The organism is Actibacterium sp. (genome assembly GCF_041584535.1).
In the GTDB taxonomy this organism is placed as follows: Bacteria; Pseudomonadota; Alphaproteobacteria; order Rhodobacterales; family Rhodobacteraceae; genus Actibacterium_D.
Map to the genome: position 1 here is coordinate 1 of NZ_JBFHDW010000126.1, position 7,552 is coordinate 7,552.

The window sequence follows — 7,552 nt, forward strand, 5'->3', positions numbered from 1 at the left end:
CGAGTCGGTGCCCAGATAGATCTGACCGTTCTTGGTAAATTCAGCCAGACAATCAGCGCAATTGACGATGTATTCGGTCACAGCAGCCGAAATCGCGCGGTTGTCGTTCCCCAGCACGGCCAGTTCCATCGGCAGGGTGCTTTCCGGATAATCGGCGGCAAAATACGGCAGGATCATCGCGCCCAGCTCGGTGATGCCATCGCGCAGACCGGCGTTCATCTCGTTCGGAGCAACAAGACCCGACGACGTGTCTTCGCCATCCCAGCGGCCGTCTGTGAATTCGCTCAGCTTCTCAAACAGCTTCGGATAGACCGCGGTCGCCAGAACGTGCGACGGGCCAAAGCCGCTGGTGGCACGAATCGTTTCGGCCTGAGCGGTGGTCGCTACGCCAAAGGCCAGAACGGCGCCGACAGCTACCTTGTGGATTACATTCATTAAGTTTCCTCCCATGGAGTCGCCAACCTCCCGGCGACAGTGACGTGATGTCTGAATGTCCGTCCTCACGAACATGCATTATATTACATATTTGCCCCTAGCAGAGCAATACCGAAGAGTATGTTCCCCGGCATCCCCGATGCCCTGCGTGGGCCATTTTGTTCCATTATTCTAGTCAGAACAAAGAATTAAGTAACGCTGTCTCAGGTGCAAAAGCAACATATTTCAGTTAGCTTACTGCCTTTAGCACTATTTTGCACTCTCCACTTGACGCGCAACGCGGCTGGAACCGGGCCAAATCCGCCCTGCGGCGATTCTTGGCGCCGATTTTTTGAATCCCGTTCACGTTTCAACCAACCGCCGGATGCACCCGGATATTGTCCATCGACAAGGGCGTCGCGGGATCGGAAATCTGGTAGCTGACCAGCGGCCCGTCCCGTCCGGCGGAATAATCCAGACATAACGCATTCGCCGCTTGCAGCACCGGCGCGCCGCTCAGCCAGTAATGGCCAAAGAACACCGGGCGCGCATCTGCCGGATAGGTCTGGGCCACGACCGCGCGCGGCAAGGGCTGATCCGGCAGGTCTTGCGGATGCGGCACCGAGATCGCGATCTCGCGCCATGTGCGGGCGCTGCCGTTCCACCATTGCAGGCGCACGGAATGGCGCTCGGTGCCGTCCTTGTCGGTAAAGAAAACGCCTTCGGGCAATCTGGATTCCGGGCCTTTGGTGATCTGCTCGACCAGTTCGAATATCTCGTCCGAGGTCACACGCCCCGCCGCGCGGATCAGTTGATCCTCGGACAGAACGCCGTCGCCGGTCAGGTCTTTCAGCCGCGCAATCGCATCGTCAGACCAACTGGCATGCACGGCGCGGAAGCCGTCGGTTTCCAGAAACAGCGGCAGGCCGCGCATCCAGTCCAGAACCTCGTGCGTTTCGGGATCGCCAAGCGGGAATTGATCCAGAAACGTCCGGTGCTGGCGGATGTTCTTTTCGCTGTGCCACCGCAAGGGGCGGCCATCGTCGGGATGGCGGGCGTGAAAATGCAGCGCGTTCAATTCGTGATTGCCCATGATCGCCTGCGCCCGTCCGCTGTCGATCAGGCGCCGCACCGTCCGCACCACCGCCCGATTGTCCGGGCCACGGTCGATGAAATCCCCCAGAAAAACGATCTGCCGGTCGGGGTCGGGATGGGTCCAGCCATGGCCCTTTGGCCGCCAACCCAGCCCGGCAAGCGCCGCGTCCAGCTTGGCCGACTGGCCATGAATGTCGGGAATGATGTCGAATGTGCTCATGAGGTCCCCCTGACCCTAGCGCGGCAGGAACGGCTTGTCATCCACGTCGGCTTGGCTGGGTGGCGATGCACAGCCACGGGATAAAACCGAATGCCAGCGAACGGCCCCTGCCCGTCCTAGGTCCGCGCCGCGTCCGCCTGCCGCGTCAGGCGTCGCGCCAAGGGCACCAGCCCGACAATCGCCACCGCGGCAAAGCCCGCCCCGGCGACAAAGGTCCATTGCGCCCCGGCGGCCTCCCACAATGCACCGGCGATGACGCTGGCGGCCAGCAGCGCCAGACCGGTCACCAGATTGAACATGCCAAAGGCGGTGCCGCGCAGCTCGGGCGGGACGGCCTCGGCCACCAAGGCCGCGAACAGCCCTTGGGTAAAGCCCATATGCAGCCCCCAGATCAGCACGCCAACCGCGATGCCGGTCAACCCGCCGGCAAAGGCCAGCACCAGATCGGCGGCGATCAACAGACCCAGCCCGATTGCCAGCAGCCCGATCCGGCCGCGCTGGTCCGACAGCGCCCCGACCCACCATGCCGACAGCGCATAGACCGCGTTCATGCCAACCAGAACCAGCGGCACTAGCATCAGCGACAGCCCGCCTTCCGAGGCGCGCAGGATCAGGAACGCTTCGCTGAACCGGGCCAGCGTGAACAGCGCCGCAACGATGACCACCATCCAATAGGTCGTGCCCAGCAGGCGTAGCTCGGCCCGGGACAGCGGGTTGCGGACCCGACGCTGGCCTTTGGGCCGGGCCGGTTCGCGCACCGCGAACAGGATCAGCGCCACCGCCAGAACCGCCGGGATCACCGCGATCCAGAACACTTTGCGGAAATCGTCCGAGAACACCCACATCAGCGCCACCGCCGCCAGCGGCCCAAGAAACGCCCCGAACGTGTCCAGCGACTGGCGCAGGCCATAGGCGGCGCCGCGCAGATCGGGCGGGGTCAGATCCGCCACCAGCGCATCGCGCGGCGCGCCGCGAATGCCCTTGCCCACCCGGTCGATGAACCGCGCCGCCACCAGCGCGCCGATGGACGTGGCCAGAGGAAACACCGGCTTGGTCACCGCCGCCAGCCCATAACCAAGCGCCGCCAGTTCCTTGCGCCGCCCGATCCGGTCCGACAGCGCGCCCGAGAACACCTTGGTGATCGCTGCCGTGGCCTCGGCAATGCCCTCGATCACCCCCAGCGCCAGCGCCGAGGCCCCTAACCCCACGGTCAGGTAAACAGGCAACAGCGCGTGGATCATCTCGGACGAGATATCCATCAGCATCGACACGAACCCGATCGCCCAGATACCCGCAGGCAAACGCCGCCATGCGACATGCGCCCGGTCCGCGCCTTGGGCAAGGTCGTTCTTCCGCGCCATTCCCTGACCTCTTGGATATGCGTCTGGGGCCGGGATATACCATCACCGCCGCGCGGAACACTGCCCCCGGTTCACGAGGCCGCGATCCCGGGCGCGTCCTCGGACAAATTTCCTTGCGGCAGATCAACGCCTTTCGCCGCACCGGCCGATATTCTTGGCTATAGTAAGACCGGGGAAACGCGATCCGATGCAGACAGCCATTCTCAGAACCGAAGACGTGACCAAGGTCTATCACACCGGGGCGGTGGACGTGCACGCGCTGCGCGGGATCGATCTGTCGCTGTACGAGGGCGAGATCGTCGTGCTGCTGGGCGCGTCCGGCTCGGGCAAATCCACCTTGCTGAACATCCTTGGCGCGCTGGACCGGCCCAGCAGCGGGCGGGTGTTTTTCCGTGATCAGGAACTGACCGATCTGTCCGACGCCGCCCTGACCGAATTCAGGCGTGACCGCGTGGGCTTTGTGTTTCAGTTCTACAATCTGGTGCCCAGCCTGACCGCGCAGGAAAACGTGGCGCTGGTGACCGAGATCGCCGAGGCGCCGATGACCCCGGCCGAGGCTCTGTCCCGCGTCGGCCTGAGCGAACGCATGTCGCATTTCCCGGCCGAATTGTCGGGCGGCGAACAGCAACGTGTCGCCATCGCCCGCGCCATCGCCAAACGGCCCGATATCCTGCTGTGCGACGAACCGACCGGGGCCTTGGACAGCAAGACCGGCATCACGGTTCTTGAGGCGCTGGTCGAGGTCAACCGCAGCCTTGGCACCACAACGGCGCTGATCACCCATAACGCCGCAATCCGGCGGATCGCCCACCGGGTGATCTATATGGCCGACGGGGAAATCTCGCGGATCGAGGAAAACCCGAACCGCGTCGCGCCCTCCGAGGTCAGCTGGTAATGCGGGCGCTGGATCGCAAGCTGCTGCGCGATCTGCGCCGTATCTGGGCGCAAAGTCTGGCGATCGCGCTGGTTCTGGGCTGCGGGATCATGGTGCTGACCCTGTCAGCGGGCACCCAGCGGTCACTGACCGAAACCCGCGCCGCCTATTATGAACGCCACCGCTTTGCCGATGTGTTCTCAAGCCTGACCCGCGCGCCACGGCAGGTTCTGGGGGAAATCGCCCGGATCGACGGGGTGATGCGGGTCGAAGGCCGCGTGGTGTTCACTGCGCTGCTGGACCTTGAGAACCTGAAGGAACCGGCCTCGGCGCGGGTGATCTCGCTGCCTGCCTCGGGCGACGCTATCCTGAACGTGCCGCTGATCCGCCATGGCCGCCTGCCCGAGGCGCTGCAACAGAACGAAGTGGCGATCTCGGAACCTTTTGCCGAGGCCAACGGGCTGGTTCCCGGCGACCGGTTCCGGGCGATCCTGAACGGCCGCAAGCGCGAATTGGTGGTGACCGGCACTGTGCTGTCGCCGGAATATATCTATACCATCGGCGCTGGTGCCCTGATGCCCGACGACCGGCATTTCGGCCTGATCTGGATGCGCGACACCGCCGCCGCGCCGGTCAAGAACCTTGAAGGCGCGTTCAACGATCTGTCGCTTAGCCTGTCTCGCGAGGCCAACGAGGCCGCTGTCATCGCCGCCGTGGACCGCATTCTTGCCCCTTATGGCGGCACTGGCGCCTATGGCCGGGACCGACAGGCCTCGAACGTGTTCATCGACAGCGAACTGAAACAACTGGGCGCGATGTCCACGGTTCTGCCGCCGATTTTCCTGATCGTCTCGGGCTTTCTGGTCAACATGGTGCTGGGGCGGCTTGTCGCGCTGGACCGGGCGCAGATCGGGCTGTTCAAGGCGGTGGGGTATTCCACGCGCACCATCGCGCTGCATTATCTCAAGATGACCGCCGGGATCGGGGTTCTGGGGGTTCTGATCGGCTGGGCCTTTGGCTGGTGGCTGGGGCATGAGATGACTCAGATGTATACCGACTTCTTCCGCTTTCCGTGGCTGATCTATCGCCCCGGCGCTTGGCCGCTGGTGATCTCGGGCGTTCTGGGGATCGTCGCGGTGATCCTTGGCGCGCTGAGGGCGGTGAATGCCTCGGTCCGTTTGGCGCCAGCGGTGGCGATGTCGCCGCCCGCGCCGCCGGTGTTTCGGCATGGGCTGGCCGATGGTCTGGGGCATACTCTGGGCCTGCGACAGACAACGATGATGATCCTGCGGTCGATCATCCAGTGGCCGGGCCGCGCGGCGGTGACGATGTTCGGGGTATCAGGCTCGGTCGCGGTTCTGGTTGCATCGTTCTTCAGCTTCGATGCGATCGACCTGATCAATGAAGAGCTGTTCGAGAAAACCAACCGGCAGGATGCCACCCTTGTTCTAAGCGCCAACCTGAACGACAGCGCGGTGATCGACGCCAGCCACCTGCCCGGCGTTTTGCGGGCCGAGGGCAGCTATGTCATCCCCGTGCGGCTGTCGAACGGCACCAAGACCCGGCTTTTGGCGCTGCAGGCCCGCGCGCCCGAGGCGACGCTGACCCAGATGCTGGATACCGAAGGCCGCGCCCTGACCCCATCGACCGCCGGGATTGTCCTGCCCGAGGCCTTGGCCCGCACGCTGGCGGTCGCGCCGGGCGACACCCTGCGCATCGACCTTCTCAGCCCCCCGCGCGAGTCTTGGCTGGTTCCCGTCGCCTCGGTCATCCGGCAAAGCCTTGGCCAGGACGCCTATTTCGACCGGGACACGCTGTTTCAGCGGCTGCGGCAGACACCGCAGGTCAACATGATCCATGTCGAGATCGACCCGACCCGGCTGGCGGAATTGCAGGCCCGCGTGCAGGACACCCCGGCCATCGCCAGCTTTACCCTGTGGCAGAACGTCCGCGATGAATTCGTGGCGCTGCTGTCGGAAAGCATCGTGTCGATGACGATCATCTTCTCGCTGCTGGGCATGTTGATCACCATCGGCGTGGTCTATAACGCCACGCGCATCCAACTGGCCGAACGCGCGCACGAGCTTGCCAGCCTGCGGGTTCTGGGCTTTCGCCGCTCAGAGGTCGGCTATGTTCTGGTGGTGGAACAGATGCTGCTGACCGTCGTCGCCATCCCGATTGGCTGGCTGGCCGGATATGGCTTTACCCTGTTGATGTCGCAGGGGTTTTCAACCGACGTTGTCACCATCCCCGTCATCGTCACCCAACGCACCTTTGCAGTGGCGGCCCTGATTGTCCTATGCTCGGCACTGGGCGCCGTCCTGTTGGTCAGACGCAGATTGGACCGCATTGATATCGTCAGTGCGTTGAAACAGAAAGAGTGAACCCGATGCGCAGTTTCCGGATCATCGCAAGCGTAACACTTGCCGCCGCGTTCCTTGCCGCCCTTATCTGGGCGCTGTTGCCGAAACCGGTTCTGGTCGATCTGGCCGAAGCCCGGCGCGGCCCGATGGAGATCACGGTCAGCGCCGAAGGTGTCACACAGGTGCGCGAGAAATGGGCGGTGAATGCCCCGGTGACCGGCAATGTCCAGCGCTCGCCGGTCGAGGTTGGCGATCTGGTCGAAAAGGACACGACCGTCGTCGCGGTGATCCAGCCCGCCGAACCGGCATTCCTTGATGCCCGCGCCCGCCGCCTTGCCGAAGTGTCGGTTCAGGAAGCCGCTGCCGCCGTGCAACTGGCCGAGGCCTATCTGGCGCGCAGCGACGCGCAACTGGCGCATCTTGAGGCCGAGCTTGAGCGCTCAAAGGTGCTGGCCGAGCGTGGGGCGGTGTCGCAGACAATGCTGGAAGACGCCGAGCAAAGCGTCATTTCGGCCCGCGCCGACCGCGATGTCGCCTATTATGAGCTACAACAGCAAAAGGCGACGAAACAGCGGATGGAGGCCCAGCTGGCCGAACCGACCATGCCCGGAACCGAAACCGGCTCGGGCGATTGCTGCCTTGCCCTCACCGCCCCGCAAAGCGGCACGGTGTTAGAGATCACCGATATCAACGCGCGGCTGGTTCAGGCCGGCACGCCGCTGCTGACAATCGGCGATCTGGCGGATCTGGAAATCGAAGTCGATCTTCTGTCCACCGACACGGTCGAGATTGCCCGTGGCGCCCCCGCCTATGTCGAACGCTGGGGCGGCGATGGTGTGATCGACGCCCGTGTGCGGCGGATCGACCCGTCGGCTTATGCGCGGGTCTCGGCCCTGGGGATCGAAGAACAGCGCGTGCGGCTGTTGCTGGATATCCTGTCTCCGGCGGATCTGCGTCAGGGGCTGGGTGACCAATACCGCGTCTTCGTGCGCATCATCACATGGTCTTCCGACGACGTGCTGCAAATCCCGCAAAGCGCGCTGTTCCGCCATGGCGACCGCTGGGCAGTGTTCGTCGAACAGGACGGCCGCGCCCGACAGCGCTTTGTCGAGATTGGCCACATGTCCGGCGAATTCGCCGAGGTGTTGGCAGGCGTCGAGGCCGGCGAACAGGTCGTCGCCTACCCCGGCGCCGCGATCGAGGACGGCGGAAAGATCGAACCGCG

The 7,552-nt window shown here is 64.1% G+C and carries 5 protein-coding genes and 1 pseudogene; 3 read left to right on the forward strand and 3 right to left on the reverse strand.

The window, feature by feature from the left end:
• The 3 genes and pseudogenes from ABYW26_RS07845 to ABYW26_RS07855 form a co-directional block, all read right to left on the reverse strand.
• Positions 1-435: pseudogene (locus ABYW26_RS07845) on the reverse strand (C4-dicarboxylate ABC transporter substrate-binding protein); the annotation flags it as partial.
• A 349-nt stretch (positions 436-784) separates the two neighbouring features.
• On the reverse strand, positions 785-1,729 hold the full coding sequence (locus ABYW26_RS07850) for a metallophosphoesterase (protein ID WP_372604220.1): 945 nt from the start codon (positions 1,727-1,729) through the stop codon (positions 785-787).
• 116 nt (positions 1,730-1,845) lie between these two features.
• A complete protein-coding gene (locus tag ABYW26_RS07855) occupies positions 1,846-3,090 on the reverse strand; it encodes an MFS transporter (protein ID WP_372604221.1) in 1,245 nt (414 codons plus the stop codon).
• A 187-nt stretch (positions 3,091-3,277) separates the two neighbouring features.
• On the opposite strand from ABYW26_RS07855, the gene ABYW26_RS07860 reads away from it, so the two are divergent.
• The 3 genes from ABYW26_RS07860 to ABYW26_RS07870 all read left to right on the forward strand — a co-directional run.
• The gene (locus tag ABYW26_RS07860; protein WP_372604222.1) at positions 3,278-3,985 is read left to right on the forward strand and encodes an ABC transporter ATP-binding protein; all 708 of its coding nucleotides are present in this window, start codon (positions 3,278-3,280) and stop codon (positions 3,983-3,985) included.
• The gene (locus ABYW26_RS07865; protein WP_372604223.1) at positions 3,985-6,348 is read left to right on the forward strand and encodes an ABC transporter permease; all 2,364 of its coding nucleotides are present in this window, start codon (positions 3,985-3,987) and stop codon (positions 6,346-6,348) included. The genes ABYW26_RS07860 and ABYW26_RS07865 overlap by 1 nt, the downstream gene beginning before the upstream one ends.
• Before the next feature lie 5 nt (positions 6,349-6,353).
• Positions 6,354-7,552: efflux RND transporter periplasmic adaptor subunit (locus tag ABYW26_RS07870; protein ID WP_372604224.1), on the forward strand; the 1,199-nt coding region annotated here is incomplete at its 3' end.